The sequence below is a fragment of the Chloroflexota bacterium genome, assembly GCA_013152435.1.
Lineage (GTDB): Bacteria > Chloroflexota > Anaerolineae > DUEN01 > DUEN01 > DUEN01.
The window spans coordinates 55,674-80,612 of sequence record JAADGJ010000010.1; the positions used below are offsets into that span (position 1 = coordinate 55,674).

23 protein-coding genes are annotated in these 24,939 nt (G+C 62.0%); 9 read left to right on the forward strand and 14 right to left on the reverse strand.

Annotation, left to right across the window (positions count from 1 at the left end; translation table 11 throughout):
* Positions 1-38: 38 nt before the first annotated feature.
* The 11 genes from GXP39_01000 to GXP39_01050 all read right to left on the reverse strand — a co-directional run bounded on the left by GXP39_01000 (position 39) and on the right by GXP39_01050 (position 13,869).
* Positions 39-3,170 carry an alpha-mannosidase gene (locus GXP39_01000; GenBank protein NOZ26616.1) on the reverse strand — a complete coding sequence of 1,044 codons (3,132 nt, stop codon included), beginning with the start codon at positions 3,168-3,170 and terminating at the stop codon, positions 39-41.
* Between the two features lie 89 nt (positions 3,171-3,259).
* A complete protein-coding gene (hflX, locus tag GXP39_01005; GenBank protein ID NOZ26617.1) occupies positions 3,260-4,597 on the reverse strand; it encodes a GTPase HflX in 1,338 nt (445 codons plus the stop codon).
* A gap of 57 nt (positions 4,598-4,654) precedes the next feature.
* Entirely contained in the window at positions 4,655-4,885 is a 231-nt protein-coding gene (locus GXP39_01010; GenBank protein ID NOZ26618.1) for a DUF2283 domain-containing protein, read from the reverse strand.
* A 288-nt stretch (positions 4,886-5,173) separates the two neighbouring features.
* The gene (locus GXP39_01015) at positions 5,174-6,334 is read right to left on the reverse strand and encodes an aminotransferase class I/II-fold pyridoxal phosphate-dependent enzyme (GenBank protein ID NOZ26619.1); all 1,161 of its coding nucleotides are present in this window, start codon (positions 6,332-6,334) and stop codon (positions 5,174-5,176) included.
* Positions 6,335-6,406: 72 nt separating this feature from the next.
* The gene (locus GXP39_01020; protein ID NOZ26620.1) at positions 6,407-7,354 is read right to left on the reverse strand and encodes a M28 family peptidase; all 948 of its coding nucleotides are present in this window, start codon (positions 7,352-7,354) and stop codon (positions 6,407-6,409) included.
* Between the two features lie 73 nt (positions 7,355-7,427).
* Complete coding sequence (locus GXP39_01025; protein ID NOZ26621.1) at positions 7,428-8,912, reverse strand: ribosome biogenesis GTPase Der; 1,485 nt, start codon at positions 8,910-8,912, stop codon at positions 7,428-7,430.
* A gap of 12 nt (positions 8,913-8,924) precedes the next feature.
* The gene (locus tag GXP39_01030; protein NOZ26622.1) at positions 8,925-10,283 is read right to left on the reverse strand and encodes a hypothetical protein; all 1,359 of its coding nucleotides are present in this window, start codon (positions 10,281-10,283) and stop codon (positions 8,925-8,927) included.
* Complete coding sequence (locus GXP39_01035) at positions 10,280-11,089, reverse strand: TIGR00159 family protein (protein NOZ26623.1); 810 nt, start codon at positions 11,087-11,089, stop codon at positions 10,280-10,282. The genes GXP39_01030 and GXP39_01035 overlap by 4 nt, the downstream gene beginning before the upstream one ends.
* A gap of 70 nt (positions 11,090-11,159) precedes the next feature.
* Entirely contained in the window at positions 11,160-12,089 is a 930-nt protein-coding gene (gene argF / locus GXP39_01040; protein ID NOZ26624.1) for an ornithine carbamoyltransferase, read from the reverse strand.
* Between the two features lie 53 nt (positions 12,090-12,142).
* Positions 12,143-12,994 (reverse strand): methyltransferase domain-containing protein, encoded by an 852-nt coding sequence (locus tag GXP39_01045; GenBank protein NOZ26625.1) that lies wholly within the window; start codon positions 12,992-12,994, stop codon positions 12,143-12,145.
* The gene (locus GXP39_01050) at positions 12,991-13,869 is read right to left on the reverse strand and encodes a hypothetical protein (GenBank protein ID NOZ26626.1); all 879 of its coding nucleotides are present in this window, start codon (positions 13,867-13,869) and stop codon (positions 12,991-12,993) included. Before GXP39_01050 ends, GXP39_01045 begins: the two co-directional genes overlap by 4 nt.
* Before the next feature lie 369 nt (positions 13,870-14,238).
* On the opposite strand from GXP39_01050, the gene GXP39_01055 reads away from it, so the two are divergent.
* From GXP39_01055 to GXP39_01070, 4 genes are all read left to right on the forward strand, one after another.
* On the forward strand, positions 14,239-15,690 hold the full coding sequence (locus GXP39_01055) for a methyltransferase domain-containing protein (GenBank protein NOZ26627.1): 1,452 nt from the start codon (positions 14,239-14,241) through the stop codon (positions 15,688-15,690).
* A gap of 411 nt (positions 15,691-16,101) precedes the next feature.
* The gene (locus GXP39_01060) at positions 16,102-16,338 is read left to right on the forward strand and encodes a helix-turn-helix domain-containing protein (GenBank protein ID NOZ26628.1); all 237 of its coding nucleotides are present in this window, start codon (positions 16,102-16,104) and stop codon (positions 16,336-16,338) included.
* 1 nt (position 16,339) lies between these two features.
* Positions 16,340-16,732 carry a response regulator gene (locus GXP39_01065; protein ID NOZ26629.1) on the forward strand — a complete coding sequence of 131 codons (393 nt, stop codon included), beginning with the start codon at positions 16,340-16,342 and terminating at the stop codon, positions 16,730-16,732.
* Positions 16,733-16,947: 215 nt separating this feature from the next.
* Positions 16,948-17,988, forward strand: a complete 1,041-nt coding sequence (locus tag GXP39_01070; GenBank protein NOZ26630.1) for a hypothetical protein — start codon at positions 16,948-16,950, stop codon at positions 17,986-17,988.
* Positions 17,989-18,113: 125 nt separating this feature from the next.
* Here the strand turns inward: GXP39_01070 and GXP39_01075 are convergent, their stop codons facing one another.
* The 3 genes from GXP39_01075 to GXP39_01085 are packed head-to-tail and all read right to left on the reverse strand — an operon-like array spanning position 18,114 to position 20,019.
* Entirely contained in the window at positions 18,114-19,058 is a 945-nt protein-coding gene (locus GXP39_01075) for a sugar kinase (protein ID NOZ26631.1), read from the reverse strand.
* Positions 19,025-19,681, reverse strand: a complete 657-nt coding sequence (locus GXP39_01080; GenBank protein NOZ26632.1) for a bifunctional 4-hydroxy-2-oxoglutarate aldolase/2-dehydro-3-deoxy-phosphogluconate aldolase — start codon at positions 19,679-19,681, stop codon at positions 19,025-19,027. The genes GXP39_01075 and GXP39_01080 overlap by 34 nt, the downstream gene beginning before the upstream one ends.
* A complete protein-coding gene (locus GXP39_01085) occupies positions 19,678-20,019 on the reverse strand; it encodes a glycoside hydrolase (GenBank protein NOZ26633.1) in 342 nt (113 codons plus the stop codon). Before GXP39_01085 ends, GXP39_01080 begins: the two co-directional genes overlap by 4 nt.
* Positions 20,020-20,478: 459 nt before the next feature.
* Between GXP39_01085 and GXP39_01090 the strand changes: the two genes are divergently transcribed.
* From GXP39_01090 to GXP39_01110, 5 genes are all read left to right on the forward strand, one after another.
* Positions 20,479-21,498, forward strand: a complete 1,020-nt coding sequence (locus GXP39_01090) for a hypothetical protein (GenBank protein NOZ26634.1) — start codon at positions 20,479-20,481, stop codon at positions 21,496-21,498.
* Positions 21,499-21,762: 264 nt separating this feature from the next.
* Positions 21,763-22,698, forward strand: a complete 936-nt coding sequence (locus GXP39_01095; GenBank protein ID NOZ26635.1) for a patatin-like phospholipase family protein — start codon at positions 21,763-21,765, stop codon at positions 22,696-22,698.
* 441 nt (positions 22,699-23,139) lie between these two features.
* A complete protein-coding gene (locus GXP39_01100; GenBank protein ID NOZ26636.1) occupies positions 23,140-23,658 on the forward strand; it encodes a hypothetical protein in 519 nt (172 codons plus the stop codon).
* Positions 23,655-24,092, forward strand: a complete 438-nt coding sequence (locus GXP39_01105; GenBank protein NOZ26637.1) for a hypothetical protein — start codon at positions 23,655-23,657, stop codon at positions 24,090-24,092. The genes GXP39_01100 and GXP39_01105 overlap by 4 nt, the downstream gene beginning before the upstream one ends.
* Positions 24,082-24,516 carry a hypothetical protein gene (locus GXP39_01110; GenBank protein NOZ26638.1) on the forward strand — a complete coding sequence of 145 codons (435 nt, stop codon included), beginning with the start codon at positions 24,082-24,084 and terminating at the stop codon, positions 24,514-24,516. Before GXP39_01105 ends, GXP39_01110 begins: the two co-directional genes overlap by 11 nt.
* The last annotated feature ends 423 nt before the right edge of the window (positions 24,517-24,939 follow it).

The window sequence follows — 24,939 nt, forward strand, 5'->3', positions numbered from 1 at the left end:
CTGATCGTTCCCTGTTGTTGCCGTCTGCTCAGCGTGCGTTAAACCGTGTACAGTTTGACGGTCTTGATCTCGTGTGGCGTCAGATGCAGCGAGAAGCTGCCTTCCTCGATGGCGAGGTCTGCCAGAGGCCGCTCGACCAGATCGACCTCCTCCGCCCGGGCGATCGGCCACCCGGGCTGCAGACGCACATCCGTCTCCTGGCCGTGAGCCTCATACACCCGTACGATGACGGCCTGCCCTTCCTCCGGCTGATCCTCGGCCAGCTTCACCGCCGAGACCCGAGCGTGCTCCGACTCGCAGCGCAGCCACGGTCGTCCGGGCTGCAGCGGGCCAACGTGGCCGTCGGTGACCACGACCTGGACCGGCTGGTTCAACTCGGCCGCTCGCTGATCGGTCCCCGCCTCCCGCCAGTCGCCAGGATGTGGGTACAGCGAGTAGGTGAAGCGATGAAGCCCCTCGTCCGGGTTGTTGTCCGGCTCATAGGAAGCCCGCACCAGCGTCAGGCCCAGCGTGTTGCCGTGTGCCTGGTGGCCGTACTTGCTGTCGTTCAACAGCGAGACCCCGTAGGCGTCCTCGGAGAGATCAGCCCAGCGTAGCGCGGGCACCTCACGGCCGTCGGCCGGGCGCTCCAGCCCGGCGAAGGGGATCTCGAAGGTCGCTCGGGTGTAGCCCAGGAGGGGAGCAAAGGTAGTGCGCAACATGGGCGCATCCTGGTGGGCACTCCCCCGCTCGTGCCACTCCACCTCCGTCTCGAAATCGATGCGACGCAGCTTGCGGTACAGCACAATACGCTGCCGCAGCGAGGAGTTCAGGAACCGGCGGCGCACCTCGACCACGCCGCATACGGGGCCTTGCTCCACGACCTGCACTTGGGCTCCCGTGATGAGGTGATCCACCCGGGTGATATCGCCAATGTTCCAGGCTGACATGGGATGTGGTTGCTCCCACAGGATCTGCAATCGATTGAGCATCCCAGCGGTCGCCTTGGCCTCCGGTCCCTGGCCGGCTCTTGGCCCGGCCAGATCCCGACCCGTCTCATGGTCGATCAGCTGGTCCAATGCCCCGGATGCGGGGTGAACCCGGATCCGCAGGACGCCGTTATCCAGCACGTTCTCCTGCGGATCTACCTGTACGATCGTCCCCTCGTCGCCCGCCGGCTCATTCACAGGACGGTAGACTCGCACGCCCAGCGAGGGGAGCTCTTCGGCGATGAAGACGAGCTCGTCGCCGCACACCTGGACGGGGAGGTGTTGTCCCCGGTCGTCCTCGACGGCGGTTGGGGCGGTGTCGCCCAGCTCGCTGAGCGGCACCCGCACGACGTCGTCTCGTTCCCAGGCCAGTGGGTTGAAGACGACGATGCGCGGCCCATCCCCTGCTCCGGTATCCACAGCCGAGGCCAACGTTGCCAATGCGCTCGCCGTCGTCTGTCGCGCCATCTCCATCATCGGCGCCATTCGCTCCCGGGCCTCCCGGTAGGTGACGCCGATGGCGCAGCCGCAGAGGATGTCGTGGAATTGGTGGAAACAGAGCGTGCGCCAGGCCTCGGCCAGGTCGTCCAGGGGATATGAGGCGTCGGCCATGAGGGCGCCCAGGGCGGCTGTCGTCTCCGCCGTCAGCAGGACGTTCTCGCCGTCCCGGTTCATGCGCTTGATGTCGCTGTGGCTGGTGTAGCATCCCTCGAAGACAGTGTTCAGCTCGCCGCGGACCACCGGGAGCTTGGGGGACTCCGCCAGGGCCTCCTGGTAGAACGACACGGTAGAGCTGCACTGCGCTCGAGGGAGAAAAGGCGTGGCGTCGATGACCCGGGCAGCCTCGATGTCCCGTGCCGTGGCTCCTCCGCCGTGGTCCCCGGCGCCATACACGTACAGACCGTGGTGGATGTTGTAACGGCCACTGAAGTCCATGACGCTCTCCACCACGCCAGAAGCCCCCAGGACGTCGATCATGCTGCCATAGCCGCGTGGGTCCTGTACCGCCAGCACCCGGGAGCCGTCCAATCCCTCCCACCAGAAGAGCGGGTGCCCTTTTCCCGCCCGGCAGAAGTAGTAAAACTGCACGCCGCTCTTCTTCAGGATCTGCGGGTACGTCGCCGGGTGCCCGAAGGTATCCGGTTCCCAACAGATGGGCGGCTCCACGCCGAAGCGGCTCCGGATATATCGGCGGGTGTGCAGGATCTGTCGCACCAGCGACTCCCCGGCGGCCATGTTCAGGTCCCCCTCGACCCAGGTGGTGGCCGTGATATCCCAGCGGCCCTCCTGCACCCGAGCCCGAATGCGGTCGAACACGTCAGGATAATACGTCTCCATGGCGTGATAGGTCGACGCCTGGCTCTGGGAGAAGTGGAATTCGGGATATCGATCCATGAGGTGATCGACGGCGGTGAAATCTCGGCGGCAGACCTCCACCGTCTCGGACCAGGGCCATAGCCAGTTCATGTCAATATGGCTATGCGCAATCAGGTGCGCCGTGTAGCGTTTGGCCTCGTCGGCGAAGGGGCTCAGAGCCGCCTGGGCCGCCTTCACGCTGTTCCACCATCGATCCCAGTTGTTGCCTTTCAGCGCCTCCAGATCCAGGGCGGCCGTAGCTCGCTCCCATGCGGCCATCTTCTCCGGGGTGGCGCCATCCCCCTGCCCCGCCAGGAAGCACGTGAAGGCCATCTGCATGCGGGCCAGGTCGATCCGGAAGATGACGTCGGCGAGATTGCTGAAGCGCAGATAGGCGGCGATGAAGGCGCCGAAGCCGTCGCCGGCGTTGCAGCGCACTACCAGGGTCCAGGGTGATCCTGGCTGATAGTCCTCGGTCAGGACCAGCGGGACCGCCCGGGTATCGGACCAGGAGGGCTCTCGATACATCTCCTTGTCGTTCACGTAGATGCTGGCGCCGATGGTGAGGAAGATGATCAGTTCCAGCGAGGACCCGGCCAGAGGGATGCCTTCCACCTCGGCCGGGAGGTTCAATGTGGCCCGGAACCATGCCTCGCCGTCGGCCGATGACCAGGTTCGGGGCAGTTTTACGGCCTCCCAGTCGCTATCATCGAAACCGGGCGCCTGGGCGCCTTCCGGTGCGCCGATGCGGAACCTCCACTCTCTGATGGCGGAGGCTTTCATGATGGCATCGATCTTCTCCTGGACGGCCGAGTGGATGCCGTCCGTCGACGGGAAGGGTTGCATCGTGTGAGCTCCTTTTCATCCAGTCTTTGGTGAGATGCCTTCGCGACATGAAAAAGGGGAGCACATCGGGCGTGCTCCCCTCTCCCCGGCTAGTCTACCCGATAATCCTCTAAGCGTCCCATCAGCCACACGGGCACGCGGCCCTCCAGGAGCGTCCCCTCCCCCGTGTGCTCCTCGCGTTCCACGCTGCCGCGTTCATGCAGTTGGTGTAGCAACTCCGCCTCGCTGTACGGCAGCAGGACCCGCACGGGGATCATGCTCTCCTGCAAGGCCTCCTCCACCCGGGCCAGCAGGTCGTCCAGGCCCTTTCCCTTCAAGGCGGAGATGGTCACCGCCTTGGGGAAGATCTGGAGGGCGTCAGCGACCATCTCCGCGTCCGGCACCAGGTCGATCTTGTTCAGCGCGACGACCACCGGTTTGTCGGCCGCCCCCAGGTCCTGGAGGATCTCCTCCACTGTGGCCGCCTGTTCTAACGCCAGCTTGTGCGTTATGTCAACTATATGTACGAGTACGTCGGCCTCGGTCACCTCCTCCAGCGTGGCCCGGAAGGCGGCTACCAGCTGCGTCGGCAGCTTTTGGATGAAGCCAACGGTATCGGTGAAGAGCACCTGTCGCCCGCCCGGCAGCTCCACCCTGCGGGTCGTCGGGTCCAGCGTGGCGAAGAGCTGGTCGGCGGCCACCACGTTGGCATCGGACAGCGCGTTGAGCAGCGTCGACTTGCCCGCGTTGGTGTATCCGACGATGGCGACCACGGGAAGCCCCGCCCGGCGCCGCCGGCGCCGGTGCAGCTGACGGTGCCGCCGCACTTCCTCCAGCTCCCGGCGGAGCTGGGCGATCCGTCGGCTGATCTCCCGCCGGTCGACCTCCAACTGGGTCTCGCCGGGGCCGCGCAGCCCGACGCCGCCGATGCCACCTCGCCCGGCTGAGCCCCCTACCTGACGGGCCAGGTGGGTCCATGCCCGGGTCAGGCGGGGCAGGCGGTACTCATATTGGGCCAGCTCCACCTGAAGGGCGCCCTCCCGGGTATGAGCGTGGCGGGCGAAGATGTCCAGGATCAGCGCCGTGCGGTCGAGGATCTTGATCTCGTCACCGAAGGCCTTCTCTAGCTCCCGTTGTTGCCGTGGCGAGAGCTCGTCGTCGAAGATGACGACGTCTGCATCCAGCGCCGCACGCAGCCCGACCAGTTCCTCGACCTTGCCGGTTCCGATGAAGGTAGCCGGGTTCGGGCGATCCAGTCGTTGGGTCACCCGGCCGACGACCTCGATGCCGGCCGTGCGGGCGAGCTGTTCTAGCTCGTCCAGCGAGTCCTCTAACGGCCAGGGGGAGGGCCGGCTTGTGATCTCTACGCCCACCAATAGTCCACGTTCGGGCCCTTCGTCTGTGACGATCAGGTCTCTAGGGATAAGATCACCTCCTGCTGCGAGAATGCGACGAGTGGCGAAGGACGGGCGACGAATATCGAAGCGCCTTTCGCCCCGTCGCGCTTATGCGAGGGCTCTCTCGCCTAGAATAAGATTGGTCAACGGCAGCCCTCTCAGCTCAAGCCGGGATAGATCGACTCGCTTGCTGGCGTCCTCGATCTCGATGCCGACGATGCAGTTCTGTTCGTCGAAATCCACGACAATTCCAGGCGTGATTTCTTCCGATTCAGTGCTTGTGCCGTGCGTCAACCTGATGTACAACATGTCCGTTTCCGCATCATATTCAAATATCATGTTCTCGTCCCCCGCTCACGGCTTGAAACGGCGATCAAAGAAGGCATTATGCACAGTCTCTCCGTCCGCTTCCGTCACGACCCTGAGGTATTTTCCTGCCTCGGCGATGAACCCCCAGTGGCGAATACGCCCGTTCGGCTGTATCTCGGTACGAATAGGACTTGCGAGGACTTGCTCGATCCACTCCGCCCTGAGATAGGGACGACGTGCCATGACGCTGGTTTTGAAGTATCTGGTCGTCTTCATGGGCTGCCGGTCGCCTGTTGTGGAAGGCCGGTGAGACGGCTCTCATAGTTTGAATTGGCGCACGCGCTCCATCGCCTCTCGCACCCGGTCGGTGGGCGTCCCCATGGAGATGCGCAGGTAGCCCTCGCCGTGCTCACCAAAGGCCGTGCCGGGCGTCATGGAGACGCCGATCTCCTCCAGGAGCCGGGTGGCCAGCTCCGCCGATGTGTATCCCTGGGGCACCTTGGGCCATATGTAGAGGCTTGCCTTGGGCGCCTCGGCCGCCAGGCCCACCTCGTTCAGCGCCTGCACGATGATGTCCCGTCGCTCCTGATAGACGGCGTTGCGCTCCTCCAGCCAGCTCTGATCCCCGGTCATGGCGGCGATGGCCGCCTCCTGAATGCCCAGAAAGATGCCGGAGTCGATATTGCTCTTGATCCGGCCCAGCGCTTCCACTGCAATAGGATTGCCGACCGCCATGCCGACGCGCCACCCGGCCATGTTGTGTGACTTGGACAGGGAGTTGAACTCCAGAACCACATCCTTGGCGTCGGGAATCTGCAGGATGGAAGGAGCCACGTAGCCGTCGAAGCACACGTCGCAATACGGCGCATCGTGACAGAGCAGGATGTCGTGCTGACGGCAGAATGCCACGGCCTCCTCCAGGAATTCCATCGGGGCGATGGCCCCCGTCGGGTTGTTGGGGTAGTTCAGCCACATCATCCGAGCGCGATCGGCCACATCCGCCGGGATAGCCTTCAGATCGGGAAGGAAGTTGTTCTCCTCCAACAGAGGCATAAAGTACACCTCTGCCCCCACCATGCGCGGCCCCATGCGGTAGGTGGGATATCCTGGATCGGGCACGAGCACCAGATCGCCGGGATCCAGCCAGGCCAGCGCCATATTGGCGATCCCCTCTTTCGACCCGATGAGGGCGACGACCTCCTTAGCCGGATCCACGCTTACGCCAAAGCGGGCGGCGTAATAGTCGGCTACCGCCTTGCGGAAGGCGGGCGTGCCGCCGAAGCCGGGATATCCGTGCTTACCTGGATCGCGAGCGGCGCGCTCCAATGCCTCGATGATGTGGGGCGCCGGGGGCAGATCCGGGCTACCCATATCCAGCCGGATGACGTCCATCCCCTGGCTGCGCAGCTCGTTGATGCGAGCCGCCAGCTTGGCGAATACGTAAGGCGGAAGTGCGTTCATTCTCTGGGCTGGTCGCATGACAATTCCTCCTCTTTTTCGGAAACCGAGTCGTAATCTACTGTGTTGCGATGTGGGGGTAAATCTATCTCGTCAATCCTCCCCTTCCAGGAAGGCCTCGACTGTGCGTCCAACGCGTTCCAGGCTCTCCGCGCTGAGCTTGTCGCAGGTGTCCTCCACCGTGTGCCAGTATGGATAGTCGAAATCGATGATATCTACGGCGGGGATCCCCGCTTGCAGGAACGGCGTGTGGTCATCTAGTATAGACCATTTCAGCTGAGGGATGAAAAACTCCCCATAGCCCAGTTGGCTGGCGATGCGCCACAGAGTCTCCTGTAGCTCGGGGTCCGAGTTTCGCTCCATGTAGATCTGTTGGTCGGCATCCCCGATCATGTCCACCACGATCACCAGCGAGGGGCGATCCTCAGGGGTGAGCTGTCTGGCCATATACGTGGAGCCGGCGATGAACTCCCAGCCGTCCAGTTGTCCGTTGTCCTCAGCATCGAAGAAGGCCAAGCGCACCCGGTAAGGTGATCGGCCGAGATCGACCACACGCGCCAGCTCGAGGAGTACGGCCACGCCGCTGGCGCCATCGTTGGCCCCTGGCACGGGCTCGCTTCGTCGCGCGGGGTCCGGATCGCGGTCGGCTCGCTGGCGGGTGTCATAGTGCGCGCCGATCAAGGCAATGGGAGCATCGGGCTTGGGTTCCCGGGCTGGCCGGGCGATCAGGTTCACGCCGGGAGTGTTCTGATATGTAAACGGCTGCCGCTCGACCTCCCACCCCACCTGGGACAACTGCTCCGTGATGTATGCCTGTAGCTGCCGATGCGCCTCGCTGTTCACCGGCCGTGGGCCCAAGTTACACTGATACAGGGCATGCTTCAGGGCCAGTTCCCCTCGAAAGACTCGAGGCTCCTCCTGAGGCCGCCCGATCATGGACGAGACCCAAGGGGATACGAGATCATACCCTAACCAGCCAAACCAGGCCAGCGCGCCTGCCAGTGCGAGCAGCAGGACGATCTCAATCCGCCTTTGCCTCAACCACCTCCCCGCTCTTCGCATAGCCTCGGTCTTCCCTTTATTGTGGATTATGTGGCTGTCTCTGGTTTATAGCTTAGTGACTACGCGAACCGTCTCGGTCGTCCCCACCAGAACCGTCCCAGGGAGGGGAGAGGTCGATCCCCTCCCCCTCCTCGAGCTGGCGCCGCCGACCTCCCCGCTTACGCCTCCCCGCTCGAGGAGGTCGATCCCGGTCGCGAAACAGCAACCGAATCGGCGTCCCCTCAAACGGATAGAATGACCGGATCACGTTTTCCAGGTACCGCTCGTAGGAGAAGTGCAACAGCTCCCGATCGTTGATGAAGAAGACGAAGGTGGGAGGACAAACACCGGTCTGAGTGACGTAATAAAAGCGCAGCCGTTTCCCCTTCTTGGACGGCGGTTGATGTCGCGTGACCGCCTCTCGCAGCACCCGGTTCAGGTCCGCCGTGGAAAGGCGCACGAAACGCTCTCGATGCACACGAAGCGCTGTCGGGATCACCTGATTCACCCGCTGCCGTGTTTTGGCGGAGATGAAGAGGACGGGCACGTAATCCATGAAATTCAGCGCTGCTCGCACCTGTTGCGTATATGTGTTCATCGTGTAGGTGTCCTTCTCGATCAGGTCCCACTTGTTCACCAGCACGACGATCCCTTTTCCCGCCTCCAGCACGTATCCCGCCACATGGGTATCCTGGGCCGTAACGCCTTCGCTCGCATCGATCAGGAGCAAAACGACATCCGAACGCTCGATCGCCCGAAGGGCCCGCAGCACGGAGTAATACTCAACTCCTCGCTCGATCCGACCACGGCGGCGGATCCCCGCTGTGTCGATCAAAATGATGTGCTCTCCCTCCCACTCCAACTCGGTATCAATGGCATCCCGGGTCGTGCCTGGGATCTCGCTGACGATGGCACGCTCTTGACGCAACAGGGCGTTCAGAAGCGAGGACTTCCCCACATTGGGCCGTCCCACGATAGCTATGCGAACCCCCTCTTCCTCCTCTTCCTCGAGCTGCTGAGGGAAACGGCCCAGCACGGCGTCCAGGAGGTCCCCCACACCACGACCGTGAAGGGCGGAGATCGGATAAGGCTCTCCCAGCCCCAACTCCCAGAATTCCGCCGCCGCCCTCTCCCAGGCCTCGTTATCCGCCTTATTCACAGCTAAGACCACTGGCTTTTGGGTGGTCCGCAACAAATCCGCAACGTCCATGTCCGCAGGCGTAACCCCATCGCGCACGTCGACCAGAAAGATGATCACATCCGCCTCATCGATGGCGATTTGAGCCTGCGTGCGGATGGCGGGGATGAAATCCGCCGACGCCACGGACAACGGCTCGGGCGTCGTCTCATTGGGCTGAGAGGAGAGATCCAGCAATTCCAGACCGCCCGTATCCACCAGAACGAACGGGACGCCGGCCCACTCCGTCTCCGCATACAAACGATCCCGGGTCGTCCCCGGGATATCCTCGACGATCGCCCGGCGTTCCCCGATGATCCGGTTAAACAACGTCGATTTCCCCACATTAGGGCGACCTACCAGAGCAACAATCGGCTTCATCCATTCCCCTTTTCACGGCTTCGGTTCTTGCTTCCGTTCTATCGGCAATACCCCCGCGCCTCCCTGCGCGCCCGCCTCAGGCGTGGGGGTGTGCGTGGGGGTAACCTCCGGCGTGGCCACGACGGTCTCCTCCGGAGTCGGCGTCTCCGGCACCGGCGTCGGCGTTGGAAGCTCCACGATCTCCACCTCCACCGTCTCCGGCAGCCAGCTATCCACACGCACTCCCTCCGGCGTCACGATGACGGGGCGAACGTTATGCACCCCCGGCCCCAGCCCGGACAGATCCAGCACCACCCGAACATCCGTGGGCTGTAACGCCTCCAGACGGGGCAGAGGACCGGACAGGAAGACGTCTACCTTATCCAGCAGGACGTTCGCCTGCAGCCCCGGCGCTACCCCCTGCACGACGGGGGAGCGCGTCACCGTCAACCCACCCTCCAGTGGCGTAATGGTCACGCGCACGGTCACGCTCTGCACGCCAAAAGCGGACGAGACGTTCTCGGGCAGTAACAAGGCGGCACGCTCGATCACATCGGTGTCCGCCCCCTCGATGTTGACCGGCGTCGCCTCCACGTACCCGGGCACAGCCTGGATCGCCTGAGGATCTCCGAACAACATGACCACCGGGGGCTCCACGCTGACATTGCTGACCCGGTAGCCGCGCGCCGGCTGCCCTTGAAGCTGCACCAGGACCGTCACCTCCCGGTAGCCGGGACGCTGGACGATGGGGACCGTCACCGACACCGATTTCGGCTCGACCTCCACGAAGCGGGTGGGCAGCCCCTCGCTATTTCGCAGGGATACAGGGCGAATGCGATGCACCGTGGACTTCGCGCCGAGGATGGACACTTCTACAACGGCACTGGCCACGTCCTCTACATACGTGCGGGCGCCGGAAACCGTCACCCGATCCGGCTCCACCGTCGGCGTCTCCCAGTCATACCCCAGCGCAGGCTCATCCAGCACCTCCACCCGCACGGGGACGACCTTCTTCACGAAGGTGTCCAGCGTCACCCGCACCCGCTCAGGCCGCACCTGCACGACCTCCACGTCGGGCTTCTCCACATACACCTCTACGGGGACCTCGTGGACACCCTCCCGCAATCCGGCCACATCCACAATGGCCCGGAAATCCTGGGCGGACAGCGTATCCCACGTGCGCCTTGGTGCCCGCACCTCCACCTGCACAGTATCCGCCGTCTGGCTCAAAAGGGCCAGATCGCTGGATAGCCCCACCACGTTGATCGGAACCGGCTCGGGCAACAGTTGTCGCAAAACCGGGTTCTCCTCCTGGACCGCTACCACCCAGACGACGAAGGCCAGGATAATGGACAGGATGATCGTGCCCAATTCACCAGCCAGGCGATTCATGCCATCGCCCCCCGCGGCTCCCGCGCCCAAGGACGTTCAGGTCGGTAGAAGGATTCGATCACCCGCTCCAGGCGGCTCTCATCCAAGCGGCGCACGATACGCCCATTGCGGGCGACGGAGATCGTCCCCGTCTCCTCGGAGACGACGATCGCCAGAGCATCGCTCTGCTCCGTGATCCCCAGGGCCGCTCGATGGCGAGTGCCGTACTGAACCTCCGCGCTGGGGCGGCTGGAGAGCGGCAGGACACATTTAGCCGCCACGATCCGATTATCCCGCATGATGACAGCACCGTCATGCAGTGGTGTGTTCGGGAAGAAGATCGTGAGCAAAAGCTGCGTTGAGACGATCCCGTCGATCATCACCCCCGTCTCGATGTAATCCTGCAGACCGGTCTGGCCCTCCAAAACGATCAGGGCGCCATGTCGGTGCTCGGCCAGCCGCATCGCGGCGGACACGAGATATCCGGTGACCTGCTCGGCCATGGACTCCCGATTCCCCCACCGGAACAGGGTGCTGGTTCGCCCCATACGCTCCAGCGCCCGTCGCAGCTCCGGCTGGAAGATCACCGGGAGAGACACCAGGATCGCGGGCAGCGAGTTGCGCACCAACCACTCGAAAGCGCTCAGCTGCAATACGCTGGTCACGATGGTGATAATCAGCAGGACGAGGAGGACGCCTCGCAGCAGGGCGACGGCCTGCGTGCCGCGAAACAGCCGCAGCAACCCGTAAAAGATCGCCGCCACGAGCGCGATATCGATCACGCTCTGCCACGAGAAACGGCTGAGAATGCCAAAGACGTCGATCAACTCCGCACCTCATCCCTATACGTTCGATATGTACCCCACCTTCGCCGGGGAGAGCGACGGCCGCTCCCCACTACCCCTCTGCGGGCGCCATCAAACGCACCAATAGCCCTTTTTGCGCATGCAGCCGGTTCTCTGCCTGATCGAACAACACGGAGTGTGGACCATCCGCCACATCGTCCGTGATCTCCTCACCGCGATGAGCCGGCAGGCAGTGCATGACGATCACGTCCGGCCGCGCCCGCGACACCAAATCGGCGTTCACCTGATAGGGGGGAAACACCTGACGCCTGCGCTCCGCCTCCGCCTCCTGTCCCATGCTCGTCCACACATCCGTATAGATCACATCGGCATCCCGCACCGCCGCGAGGGGATCCGTGGTGAGGGTGACCTGTCCGCCCCCTCGCTCGGCCAGCGAGCGAGCGAGGGCCACCGTCTCCTCATCCAGCTGGTAACCTTCCGGCGAGGCGATCACCAAATGAATCCCCGTCAGCGCCGCGGCAAAAGCCAACGAGCGAGCCACGTTGTTCCCATCGCCCACGTAGGCCAGGCGAACCCCTTCCAGACGCCCCTTCCGCTCCCAGATCGTGAGAAGATCCGCCAACGCCTGACAGGGGTGGTTATAATCGGAGAGCCCGTTGATCACAGGCACCCGGGAGTGAGCGGCCAGTTGCTCCACATGGGCATGAGCGAACACGCGCGCCATGATCCCATCCACATAGCGTGACAGGACACGCGCCACATCGGGAACGCTCTCCCTCTCCCCCAGACGGATCTCCTGCGGCGAAAGGTAGATCGCGTCCCCGCCCAGATGGATCATGCCCATGTGGAACGACACCCGCGTCCGCAAGGACGGCTTCTGGAACAACAATCCCAGAACCTTCCCTCGTAAAAGAGGCCGGTTGCCCCCCGCGAGCCATTCGTCTTTCAGCTCTCGCGCCAGCCGGAGGATTCTCCACAATTCCTCCGGCGTCAGATCAGCGATCGATAGAAAATGTTGCATGAGAAAGCGCACCTCCGCACGCGATTCGAAACATGCCCCCGTCTCAACCTCGATCAATCCGCCAGCAACAGGATGCCAGATCGCACCCCATACTGGCGCCCGCAGGCGTTACAGCGCCAGAAACGCGATGTAACGGACCAATCTCGAGCGCCGCAGCGCGGGCAGAGTAGGCACTCAGCCAGGGAGCACTCACCTCCCCCCGAGCCAAGAGCAGACCCCGCCTTGCGAGCGAACGCCCAATCGTAGTCCACCTGCCAGCGCCGAACCTCGCACGCCGCCATCCCCATGTCCATCAACATCTGGCGGAAGGCGGATCGGTGGAAGGTGCGGCCGGGCAACAGGCGCGCCTGCCACCCCACTCGATTGGAGAGGAGCATGAGTCCTCCGGGCCGCAGCACCCGCACCATCTCCGCCAGAGCCCCGCGAGGGTCGGGCATGAACTCCAAAGCCTCCACGCAGCTTACGGCGTCAAACGTGGCGTCTGGGAACGGCAGCTTGGAGGCGTCCAGCCACAGCCAGGAGACCCTCTCGTCCCCTTCCAACCGACGGACGGCCTCCTGGAGCATCCCCAGGGAGCGATCCACAGCTACGATGTGCCCGGGGAACTCGCCATCGGCGAGCAGCGCTCGTGGCACCCGCCCCGTACCGGTGCCCACATCCAGGAGCCATGGGCGGCGCGCCCCCACCAGGTCAAGCCCCAAACGCAACGGCCGGGCGATGAAGTGGTGCTCATCCTCCTGGTTAAAGCCCTTGACGTCGTCGTAGCGTCGGGCGAACCGATCATACAGGTAGGCGACAACCCCACTTCCCAGATAGGCACCCTCGGCGATGATCAGATGCCAATAGGCCAGGGCAACCACGATGATCAGAGCGATCGTCAGGGTGATCCATATCCACAGGCTCACCCGGGAGCGCCTCCCAACGCCCATCCCGCAGCCAGCAAAGCGACCCACCACCAGGATTGAACGTGGGCGAGCACAGCCGAGTTCCCCTCCTCAGCGCCTATCCGCCCATACGTCCACCATGTAGGCGCTGAGGCCAACGCCACACCAGCTGCCCAAAGGGGATGCCGCGTCCCCACGAGGAGGGCGACCACGCCCAATTGCGATAGAGCCAGGAGCCACCAGGCCCGTTGGTTCCCGTTCTCGACCTCCAGCGCGGCCCGCTGCCACACCGTGAAAGCAGCTCCCCCGCCGAGAGAGGCCAGGGTCATCGGGGCGTAGATGAGATGTCCCAGAACCCATGGCAGGCCGATCGTCAAGGAAGCTTGGACCCATGTGTTCGGCCGCCCGTTCAGACGAGCGGTGCCCCATCCGATCATGCACAGGGAGAGCGCCAGCAGGGTCGCCAACACCGCCTCACGCCCCAGGATCAGGGCGACCAAACCGGTGGCCAGCAAGGTGGGCAACCCCAATCGCCAGGCGGCAACCAGAGAACGGTCGCTCTCCGCCCAGCCCAGCAGCCGAGCCGCCGGCGACCCAGGCCGCAGATACGGCAACGCGAACGTGGTCGAAGGCCACCATTCATCCCCATCCAGGGTGTCATGGCGACGCTCCGCCAGGATGGTCCACAAACCACCCCACGCGGGATCGGCCAAAAACACCAGGAGAAGCAGACGCAGGAGGTCCTGAGATCTCCACACGAGGGCACCGGAGGCCAATGCCCCCGCCAAGACCGCCCATCCCGGCCCCAGGCGCCAGAAGGAGCGGGTCAGCCATAGCCGCATGCCGATCAGCGGCCCGCCGCCAACCGGCCATTGTCTTAGCTCTTCTCGCTGCACGGGCTCTCTCCTGTTGCACAACACGCTGAATTATACCACAAGGGATTACCAAAGGGCCACACTATTCGCATCAACTGAACAGCATGAGCGAGGCGACCACCTGTCGCTCTTTCCCTCCACGGGCGGTCGCACCTGAAAGGGGATGTGTGGAGGGGCTACCGCTCCGTCGAATTGACAGCTCAACAGGAAAACGATATACTCCTTCTCGGCTCTACAACAGTTCAGCATCTGAGGGCCTGGCACGTGAGAGCGAGCTTCTGCGAAAGCGCGGGGGTGTGGTCCTGTGGCACGGGTGTCGTCCCCTGGGCGGGGGGCGTAGCCTTTGGCTACACGAACACCACCCCACATCCATCTCCGAGGCCATATTGAATGGAGACCTCGCAGGCAACCCACTTGCTCCTGATCCGTCACGCGGAGTCCCTGAGCAACCTGTACGGGATCAACATGGGCCCTAATACGGGGCTCACAGCCCGAGGTTGGGAGCAAGCTCGCTACCTGGCAGACTGGTTGGCGACACATGAGCCCATCGATGTCATCATCTCCAGTCCCCTGCTGCGCGCCCGCCAGACGGCCGATATCCTGAGCATCCGGCTGAACCTCCCCGTGCACATCCAAAAAGGACTGGAGGAGGCCACACAGCCATACTGGGACGAGTTCCCCTCCTTTGCCGAGAGCAAAGGGTTACCTGACGAGCCCTGGATCCCCACGCCGGAGACGGCCCCCATGTACACAGCCTTCCGGGATCAGGTCGTCCAGGCGCTGCGAGCCATCCTGGACCAATTCTGGGGGCACCGCATCGCCATCATCACCCACGGTGGGACCATGTCCACCCTGTTACGCTCTCTGATCGGGGGCCATCACGTCCGTGTCTATCAACACAACACCGCCATCCACAAGCTCGTCTGGGAAAAGAAGCAATGGACCCTCATTTATGTCAACAGAATCGAGCATCTGAACAGCGAGGCCGCCCCCGCTGACCGCCAGGCATCTCAGGAGGAGGAACGAGATGAGCAGGAGGTCCAGGCGACACTGCCAGCCCCAGCCTCTCCTCCCCCTCCCCTGCCCGTCCATCGGCCTCACGACCTCACCCCCGCCCAAATTGAGCGCCTCATAGATCTCGTTGATCCACAGCCGGACGAGCGGGCACTGGATATCGCCACCGGCACCGGGGCGCTGGCCGTTGCCCTGGCACAAAAGATGAGGCAGGTCATCGCCGTGGATACGAGTCCCGAGATGCTGGAAGAGGCTGAGATCGCCCGTATCCAAGCCGGGCTGGACAACCTCCACGTGCGATGGGCCCGGCCGGAACAGCTCCCCTTCCTGGATGACTCCTTCGACCTGATCACCTGCGCTTATGGTCTCCATCACTTCCAGGACGCCGCCGCGGCGATCCGGGAGATGGCCCGGGTGTGCCGTCCCGGGGGGCATATCCTGATCCACGAGCCCGCCGGGGATATCGACCCCGTGAAGCGGGCCACACAAGACGTCATCGAGCTACGGCGGGATAGCTCCCATGTGACGCTCCTCACCGCCGATCAGACGCGCGATCTGGTCATCCAGGCCGGGTTGGAGATCGATCGAGACGAGATCACGGAGATCGAGCGCCATCTGGCGGACTGGCTGGACGCCGAGAACGCCGACGCCGAGATGGTCGAAGAGGTGACAGCCATGTTGGACGCGGCGATGGAGGGCGACGCGGCCGGCCTGCAGGTCCACCGAGAGCGCGATGGCAGCCTATCCTTCCGGCAACGCGTGCTCACGTTGCTGGCACACAAGCCCATCCAGGAGACACCGGGTCCCAACGACGCACCCACCGCATGATACACAGGAAACCCAGCCCTCCAACCTCGGCCCTCACCGGCAGTACATCTTTTCATGTGGAATTACGGCGGAAGCCGTGAGGGGTTGCACTCCTCAAAAGAACCTTCCGGGTTTCCGCCCCTCACCCGCTTCGCCCGGCCTTGCCCCACCCGAATGAGGCCGGGAATGCGAACAATGATGACGGCAACGATTCCCACAAGCATCATGGCGATGAATCACCAGGCGCCTTCACGCCCTCCAAATGGGTATAGTACCATCTTCCGGGGTACCGGGGGGGCATTGACGTCCGCCCGCGGCTCAACTAGGATGAATGCGTAAATCTTAAACGGATTGAATCGGTTTCAGAGAGCTCCGTTCGGTCAGCGTGTGAGAAGCTGGGATGGACTTCATCACTCGCGAGGGGAAGGCGCCATGAGTCCACCTGATGAAGCATCGCTCCTCACGGCACGGGAAGCGGCACAGTATCTCAACATCAGCCTGTCCACACTTCATCGGATTGAGCAGGAGGGCTGGCTCGTACCGTATCGTACGCCCGGTGGGCACCGACGATACAGCATCAAGATGCTGCAGGAGTATCTGGAGAAAACCCGGCGGCAGCCGTCACAACGCGCCGATGATTCCGAAAAAACCTTTTTCATCGAGGGATAATATGGGAAAACGCATTCTCGTTATCGATGACGAGCCCGATCTCGTACACCTGGTATCGATCTTCCTGGGCGCAGCGGGATTCGAGGTAATCGGTGCCGACAACGGGCGCGAGGGAATAGAGAAGATCGAGCAGGTCTCCCCCGATCTCGTGATCTGTGATATGGTGATGCCGAACATGGACGGCATCGAAACCGTCAAGGCCATTCGGGCCAATCCGCGCACGCGCTCGCTGCCGGTCATCATGCTCTCCGCCAGAGGGCAGACGGAAGATGTCAACCGGGCCCTCACCGCCGGAGCCAACGACTACATCATCAAGCCCTTTCGCGGGGCGGAAATCGTGGAGATGGTCAAGCGATACCTCTCCCAGGAGCAGTTAACTGAGATATGCCCTTAAATGAGGCAGTTCGCTACGGCGTAGATCCCGTTTCACCTCCAACCGACCATCATCCATTAAGTCCACCCCTCCGACAATCCAATGCACCCGGCGATCCGCCCCACCCCCCCGCTGCGATCGCGGCGCTGATCGCCAGGATGGTCGCATGCCCGCCGGACAAATCGCCTCTTGCCCACGCGCTGGAATGCCTGGCGGCGGAGATCCAAGCGCGAGGGATGGCGCTGCATCTGCTGTCCGATGATCAGACGGGCTTCGTGTTGGCCCATCATCACAACCTGAGCAAGCGGACACAGAAGGAATGGGAGCACCTGCAGGACGTGGTGAAGGAGGGGCAGATCGCCCTTCCCCCCGCCCCCGACGCAAAGGCTCAATTCTCCGTACCGATCGTACATGAGCAGCGCACGATCGGCATTCTGACCACATGCTGGGACGATCCGAAACATCCTACGGACGCCGAACGAGCCCTGCTGCAATGGGGAGCCCTGCTTCTGCTGCTCCGCATGGATCGCAACATGCCGCACGCCCAGCGAGCGCAATTCATGGATCCCGAGATGTTCATCGGGATGCTCCGACACGACCTGCAGAGCTTGCTCTCCACCGTCATCGGGTATGCGGAGCTGCTGTTGAGCACGTACACGGACCCGCTGTCCAAGGACCAGGAGGAGTACATACAGACCATCCTGGAGAACGCCCGGCGTGCAGCCCATCTCATCACCATGCTGTCCGAAGCCTCACAGCTCGCCTCGGGCCAACTCGCCCTCGAGCGCGAGATCGTTCGCATCCGGGACATCTGGGAGGAGGCGATCCAGCAGATCGAGCCCTACCTGACCGGCCGGAATCAGAAAATCCGCCTGATCGACACGGGCGACAGCCCCATGATCCAGGCGGATCCGCAAAGGCTGCCTCAGGCGTTGGGTGGTCTGCTGCGTTTCATCGCGCGCCATCTACCATCGCACAGCATCATCGTTCTGCGCATACTCCCCCACCCCGATCAGGGCATCGTAGAGACGCGCATCGAGCGCGCTCAGCCACAGAACGGGAGCAAACCAGGCTACCATGCGACCCCACCGAAACGGCGAAGCCCGCCGCTCCCCCTGGTGATCGCGTACGCGTTCATCGAGGCGCATGGTGGCCGTCTCACCTGGTTTGGACCGCAAAGCTCTGAGGAGATCGCCAGCATCGATCTCCCCATCGCATCATCGGACACGCTGGGGGCTGCCAGCCTCCAGTTCACCATTGCCAGCTATCCCGCCTAAACAGCGAAGGCCCCCCTTGGGGGCCCCTCCTCATCCAAATCGACCGTATGAGTGAAGCCGGGGTGTTACATGCCCCGGCTTCATTCGTGTGCGTCATCGTGCTGAATCACGGCGTATCCCACGGGCTATCCGGCCCCCTGTCGCTCATACACGGCATACACCTCCTCCCGACTGGGCAGGCTGGCCACCGCGCCGCGCCCACGCACCTTCAGCGCGGCCGCGATCACCCCCAGACGAGCCGCCTCCACCGGCGTTTGCCCCTCGCACAGGCCGTGCAGGAACGCCCCGTTGAAGGCATCCCCCGCACCCGTCGTATCCCTGGCAGCGATCCCGGATAGCGGAGGCACCCGCTCCATGGAGCCCGTCGCTCGCTCCCCCACCCAGCATCCCTCCATCCCCCATTTCAATGCCACCAGATCGACGCCGAAGCTCCAGAAGCGTTCGATGACCTCCTCTGGCCTCTCCAAGTCCAACAGGATGCGGCTTTCATCCGGCCCGCCCGGCATGGCGATGCTCACATACGGCAGGATCTCCTCCAGAGCCTGGCGCGCCTCCTCAAGCGACCACAGCTTCAAACGCAAATTGGGGTCGTAAGCGACCTGCACGCCGTGCGCCCGGGCGATCTGCGCCGCACGCAACGCCGTCTCCCTGGATGAGGACGAGATCGCCTGCGTGATGCCGGTCGTAAGCAGGATACGTGCGCCCGCGATATAATCCTCATCCAGGTCCGAGGGCTCCATCGTAGACGGGGCGCTCCCCTTGCGATAGTATGTGAACTCACGCTCGCCACCCGGCAGCAGGCTGATGAAATAGATCCCGTTAAAGCCGGGGACGACCTTGCAATGGCTCGTATCCACCCCCATCTCCTGCCAACTCTTGAGCAGGTACGGAGCGAAAGGATCGTCCCCCACCCGGGTGATAAACCCGGTCTTCGACCCCATGCGCTGTGCCGCCGCGATGATGTTGAACGCATCTCCGGCAAACGCTTTGGTAAAGCACTTCGCCTGCGCGATCGGTTCGTCGGCGAAGAACTCGATCATGCATTCCCCAATGGACACGATATCCAACATGAGCCTTCCCCTGCGTCACTCGTCCGCTCCCCCAAGCGAACCAGATCCTTCGGGATCAACGCGCCGCCCAGCCCGACGGCCTTCGCCCCGGCCGCCAGATACGCCCGGAAGTTCTCGAACGTCACGCCGCCGGTGGGCACCAGGGGGAGGTCCGGCAGCGGCGCCAGAACGCTGCGCACGTACGAAGGTCCTCCCACCGCCCCGGCGGGGAACAGCTTCACGAGATCGGCGCCGGACTGCCACGCGTGGAATAACTCCGTCGGCGTCAGCCCGGCCACCATGCAGACCACATCACGGCGATGGCACGCCGCGATCAGATCCAGCTGGCCCACGGGTGAGACGACGAACCTGGCCCCGGCGGAGATGGCATCTTCGGCCTGCTCCGGAGTGGTCACGGAGCCGGCGCCGACGACCGTCTCAGGTAATGCACGGGTCAATCGGGCGATCGCAGCCGGGGCATCCGGCACCGTGAAGGTGATCTCGATCAGGTCTACGCCCCCCTCGGCCAGGGCCTTCCCCACCTGCAAGGCCTCATCGGCACCGGCCGCACGCACGACGGCGATCAACCGCCGATCGAGAATGCGCTCCACGATCGAGGAGCGATCCAATGCAGAGCCGCTCATTCCGTCTCCTTGCCCCCCTCAACGTCCTCCCCCGTGGGGATCTCCGTCAAGACCACCGAGTTGTAGGAGCCGAACTCGTTGGGCACATAGTCATCCGCATCGGGATCGTTCTGCCACTGGGTCCCATCGATCAGATAGCGAAACTGATAGCGCCGTCCCCGTGGGAGCTCCAAGACGATGCGCCAGGCGCCATCTCGCTCCTGGCGCAGAGGATGCGAGGTGCGATTCCACCCATTGAACTCACCGACGAGGCAGATCCGCTCCGCCCAGAATGAGCTGGGGAGCTCAAATATCACACGAATCTTGTCCGGATCAGAGGCGGGCGCTTTGTGAATCATGGATTCCTCCGGGGGAGTTACAACGGTCCGTCTCGACGGTCGAATTCTAGCATGCTTTCAGGGGGAAGGCAAAGCTCTCTACACGAAAACCAGGGCTTTTTCAAAGTCAGTGATGGAAATCGGGGTGGTAGGAACACCCCGCGTGTCGCCCGACGCAAGACATTCCCCTAATCATCGACCGAGGGAAAACGGCCCTCATCCCCCAAACCCCCTTCTCCCGAGCCCGGGAGAAGGGGGCTCAACGGTGGGTGGGGTACGTCTGGCCATGTCGTGTGCTGGGGGAAACCGAGAAGACGCGCGTACAGACACGACACCTTGCCTCGTCCCTGCAGGCGCCATGTATGCCAATATGAACGTTGGACTTTGAAAAGGCCCTACCCCGCCCTCGCCCGGCATTGCGGTTTCGGACAGGGAAGGTATACTAGGGGCAACACCACGTGACTATGGACAACACCCATCATGAATCCCGAAATTCACTTCACGCTGGGACCGACCTCATGGCCCCCGACCACCCTACGAGCCGTCCTGGAGGCCGGGGCGCACACCTGTCGCGTGAACCTGTCCCATATGCAGCCGGATCAGCTGGAAGCATGGTTTGCGCACGTGCGCGGCGTCGCCGCCGAGATCGGGAAGTCAATTCGCATCGGCGCCGACGTGCGAGGGCGCAAGCTGCGGATCGGCCCGCTTCCCGATGGCCGCATCACGTTGACGGTCGGGCAGACCTTCACGCTGATCCCCGTCGGGACATCGGAGGAGGCACCAGGAGGCGATGGCCACGCGTCGGTCAACTGCCCCGCGCTGGGGGAGATCGCCCGGCCGGGCGATCTGATCCTGCTGGACGATGGAGCGCTCCGTCTGCGGGTGAAGGCAGCCCAAAATGGGAGCGTCGAGTGCATCGTGGAGATCGGGGGATCGTTGCCCGAACGAAGCGGCGTGAACCTGCCGGGGAGGCGCATCACCCTGCCATCGCTGACGGCGAAGGACCGGCAGGACCTGGATGCGCTGGCGCCGCTGAGGCCGGACTGCGTCTACCTCTCCTACGTGGAGACCGCCGCCGATATCGCCCTGCTCCGCCACGAGCTGGCCCAGCGAGGGCTCCACGTCCCGATCATCGCCAAGATCGAGCGGGCCGTGGCGTTGGCGCACATTGAGGAGATCGCCGCGGCCGCCGATGCCCTATGCCTGGCCCGGGGAGATCTGGGCGTCGAGGTGCCCCTACCGCAGATCCCCCGGGTGCAACGCCAGGTTGCACAAGCCGCACGAGAGGCCCAAACGCCTGTCCTGCTGGCCGGAGAGGTGCTGTACTCCATGATCGATCGCCATATCCCCTATCGGGCGGAGGTCACCGACGTGGCTGTGGCGCTGGAGCAGGGCTATGCGGGGTTCATCCTTTCCGACGAGACGGCGATGGGATGTGATCCGCCGGGGGCCGTCCGGTGGATCCAGCGCATCGCTTCAGCGGCGATATCCGACACATAAGCGCGACCCAGCCGGTCGTCTCATGAGTAGCTGAAAATAGAGTTCTTCGGAGGGGTTACCGCCCCTCCGAGCCACCCCAGAGATGCGGAGCTACGCTTCCGTATCGCTTAACTTGATATCAATGGGGCGATTCATGAATCGTCCCACCCGTGAGGAAGGCTATCCAAGACGCAGGGGGCGTGGCTTCTCAAAATTCCCACAGGCGCCCACTGGCGAAAGGGATAAACGCGACGGGAAGCTGAGCATCCCAAGGAGGCAGCCGAGATGAAGCCATTCCGTGAACGTGTCGCCATCGCCATCGATGGAGGGGGCATCCGGGGCGTCGTCGTCGCCCGGGCGTTGGCCATCCTGGAGGATCACCTGGGGCGGTCCGCTCATGAGATCTTCCGGCTGACGGCGGGCACGTCAACCGGCTCCGTCATCGCGGCGGGCATCGCCGCCGGCCTGACCGGCGCCCAGATGCATCGGCTATACACGGAGCTGGGGCACACCATCTTCCGCCGGACGTGGCGCAGCTGGCTGTGGCCGCTCACCCGCTATCGCTATCCATTCGATCCGCTGAAAAAGGCCATCCGGGAGCAGATCGGCGACCTGAAGATGGGGGACTTCTGGTCGGCGGATCCCCCCACCGATGTGGTCATCACCGCCTTCGACCTGGTCACCAACCACACACGTTTCATCAAGCCGTGGAAGCCGGAATATGCGAACTGGCCGGTGGTCAAGGCGGTGCTGGCGTCCTCCTCCGTGCCCACGTACTTCCCGCCGATCGACGGCCGCTACGTGGACGGCGGCGTGGGCGCATACACCAATCCCTGCTACCTCGCCGCCTACGAGCTGGTCTACGTCCTGGGGTGGGACCCGGCGGAGACCACGCTGATCAGCCTGGGGACCGGGCGCAATCCTCATACCTTCGCCCCGGGCGACGCGAATCGCCTCTGGGCGTGGCAATGGGTGAAGCCGATCCTGGGCGCTTTCCTCCAGTCGGCCGACGACCAGCAGGTGCATCTGGTGAGCACCTTCTTCCAGGACCTCGACTTCCGCCGGTTCCAGGTAGACCTGCGTGAGCCCATCGAGATGGATGATCCTAGTAAGATCCCGCAGCTCACGGCGTACGGCGACGAGCTGGGACGCAAGATCCTGAACGATGAGACGGACCCGGCGCTGGACTTCCGGATCATGAGGGCGCCGTCCCGGCTGTAATCCCCCTTCTAACCGATCGTTGATCTCTCGCCTTCCGCCGTAGGAGCCGGGTGGCCCGGCCCAGCTTTCCATAGAGCAAGAACAAGTACCTGCGACGCAACGCTGCTCTCACGCAATCCAATAATTTCAAGAGACCGGCGCTCGACACTTTGCGAAAAACACCTTGACATGGCAAAGCATTTCCCTTACAATGTATGATGGAAAACCTAAACGAGCGCCAGCATCTGCAACTCAGGATATCCTCGTGCGTTTCGCCAGACAGCGATAGCCGCCGATAGATTCCACATTTAATACTAATACATCAACACAGGTATTACCTCGCAAAAATCAACCGGCGAGTGTACAAAAGCGGAATCCGTATACCCTCCATATCTAGCAGGAAATGCGGAGACCGTATACTCTAATTGGCTGGTGCGATTCTCAAGTGTCAAGTATGCAGATATGATAGAAAAGTTACGCCGCTGGCAAGAGATACTGGAAAATGAATGGTGGGGGGGGTGCGCAGTTTATGTTGCTGCACTTGCAAGTTCGTATCTAACGATATGGAGCATCATTGAACCGCTCAGCATTCCAAACAAGATAATGATCTTTGATAGCTCCATTGACAGAAGATTGGTTCACCTTCTACTTTCTGTTTTTATCGCCGCACATATTCCTCTCTTGCTTGACCTTATTCATCGGCTAAAGCGTTCGTTATATCCTTTAAGTGACACTTCTCAATTGCCTCCGGATACTCGACTCCCAGAGGTGACAAAAGAGTCACTCATGTATTATCGGATTCTTGTAAAAGATGAGAGTATGTCCTATAAAACGTTTATTAGCTTAGTACTGTTGGCTGTGAATCAAGGGTGTATAGATTCGAAGTTTGCCACTGAGCTGTTGCGTGGTACAGGGGTGTCTATCCGCAAAATCAACAATGGAGACCTCTACACAATCGCGCTGGAGGAGGATACAAGGTGAAGCTTAGAAATTTGTATGAAGTACGAGAGGCCGAAATATACTACGATGAACTCCGATGGTCAGGCAATCCTTCTTTGAATGAATTGGAGGAGGATGAGCTGCGAATATTGCGGGAAGATGTTAGCGAAACTATACGAGTGCTGGAAGGCTGGCAGAATAGAAGATTAAAGGTTAAAAACTTGAAATTAGTCAAACGCGTAAAAGCAAAGCTGATCGACTTGCTCTGGGAATTGAACGAACTGCTTTACGAGCAAGAGCGAGTACAAGCACACTGGAGGCGCCTAGAGAATATATGGAACCCACAACCAACGGAAAACGTGTTTACAGCAGAGCACTACGGACTTCAAGACAGTTTAAAAGCGACCCCTTTTTACAGGTGGATATCTGATATATTCAACCCCAGGGTAGTCAGGGGAGCACCTTATGAAGACTGAACCCAACAGAGAAAAAGGGTGGCTCTTGAATTTCATTAAAAGATTTGCACTTGAAAACGAGATCCCTTATCAACTATTGGGAAATGGACGCATCGCGCTGACTGTCAGAAGCAGATTCCATATTTTGAACATCATTTTTCAGGTACGGGATGACAACGATGGTTATGAGCATTTTACTCCAATCCTTGAGGTTCCTAAATCTAAAAGAAAGGCTATTGCCGAGGCAGCAATTAGCGAAGCATATCGTGAGATAGCGCCTGTACTGCCTTACGATGATGACAGACTGTTGCTGTACGGAAGCGCCCGGGGTTTAAAGAAAGCTTCTGAAATCAAAATCAGGGATGGCATACTTGATGTAATGGGTAGAGTTGTAGGATATGATAATGAAAAGCATCCAATTTTCAGACAAATACTTTCACATTAAGGTCAGCCAACTCTACATGCAGCGGACGGGGCTGCGTCCCGGGGCAACCGGAGCGGTAAAAGATCAAAGGGGGGCGCCAGTAGTGGTTTTGGACGACCACGCCCCGTTTTTTATCGTATTCACCCGATGTGCAACTTTCTATAAGATGACCAAGCCAGTCAAGTCCAAGGGTGGGAGGCCAAGTTGTAAGTTGATAAACACACAAATGGTATGCGCCAAGATCTTCCGTAGAGGTGCGATCACTTCTACGCCCCGCTTACGAGCCAGTTGTTCGTGGCGGAAGGCATCGATAAAACCCTTGTCCCCAATAGCGACACCTTGAAGCCGTAGTAATGCATGCGTTTGGCGGCACAGTACCCGTAGTCCGCATAGGGCTTGAAGCATCGATCCCGGGCACTGCGGGTGTAGACGCAGACAGGTAGA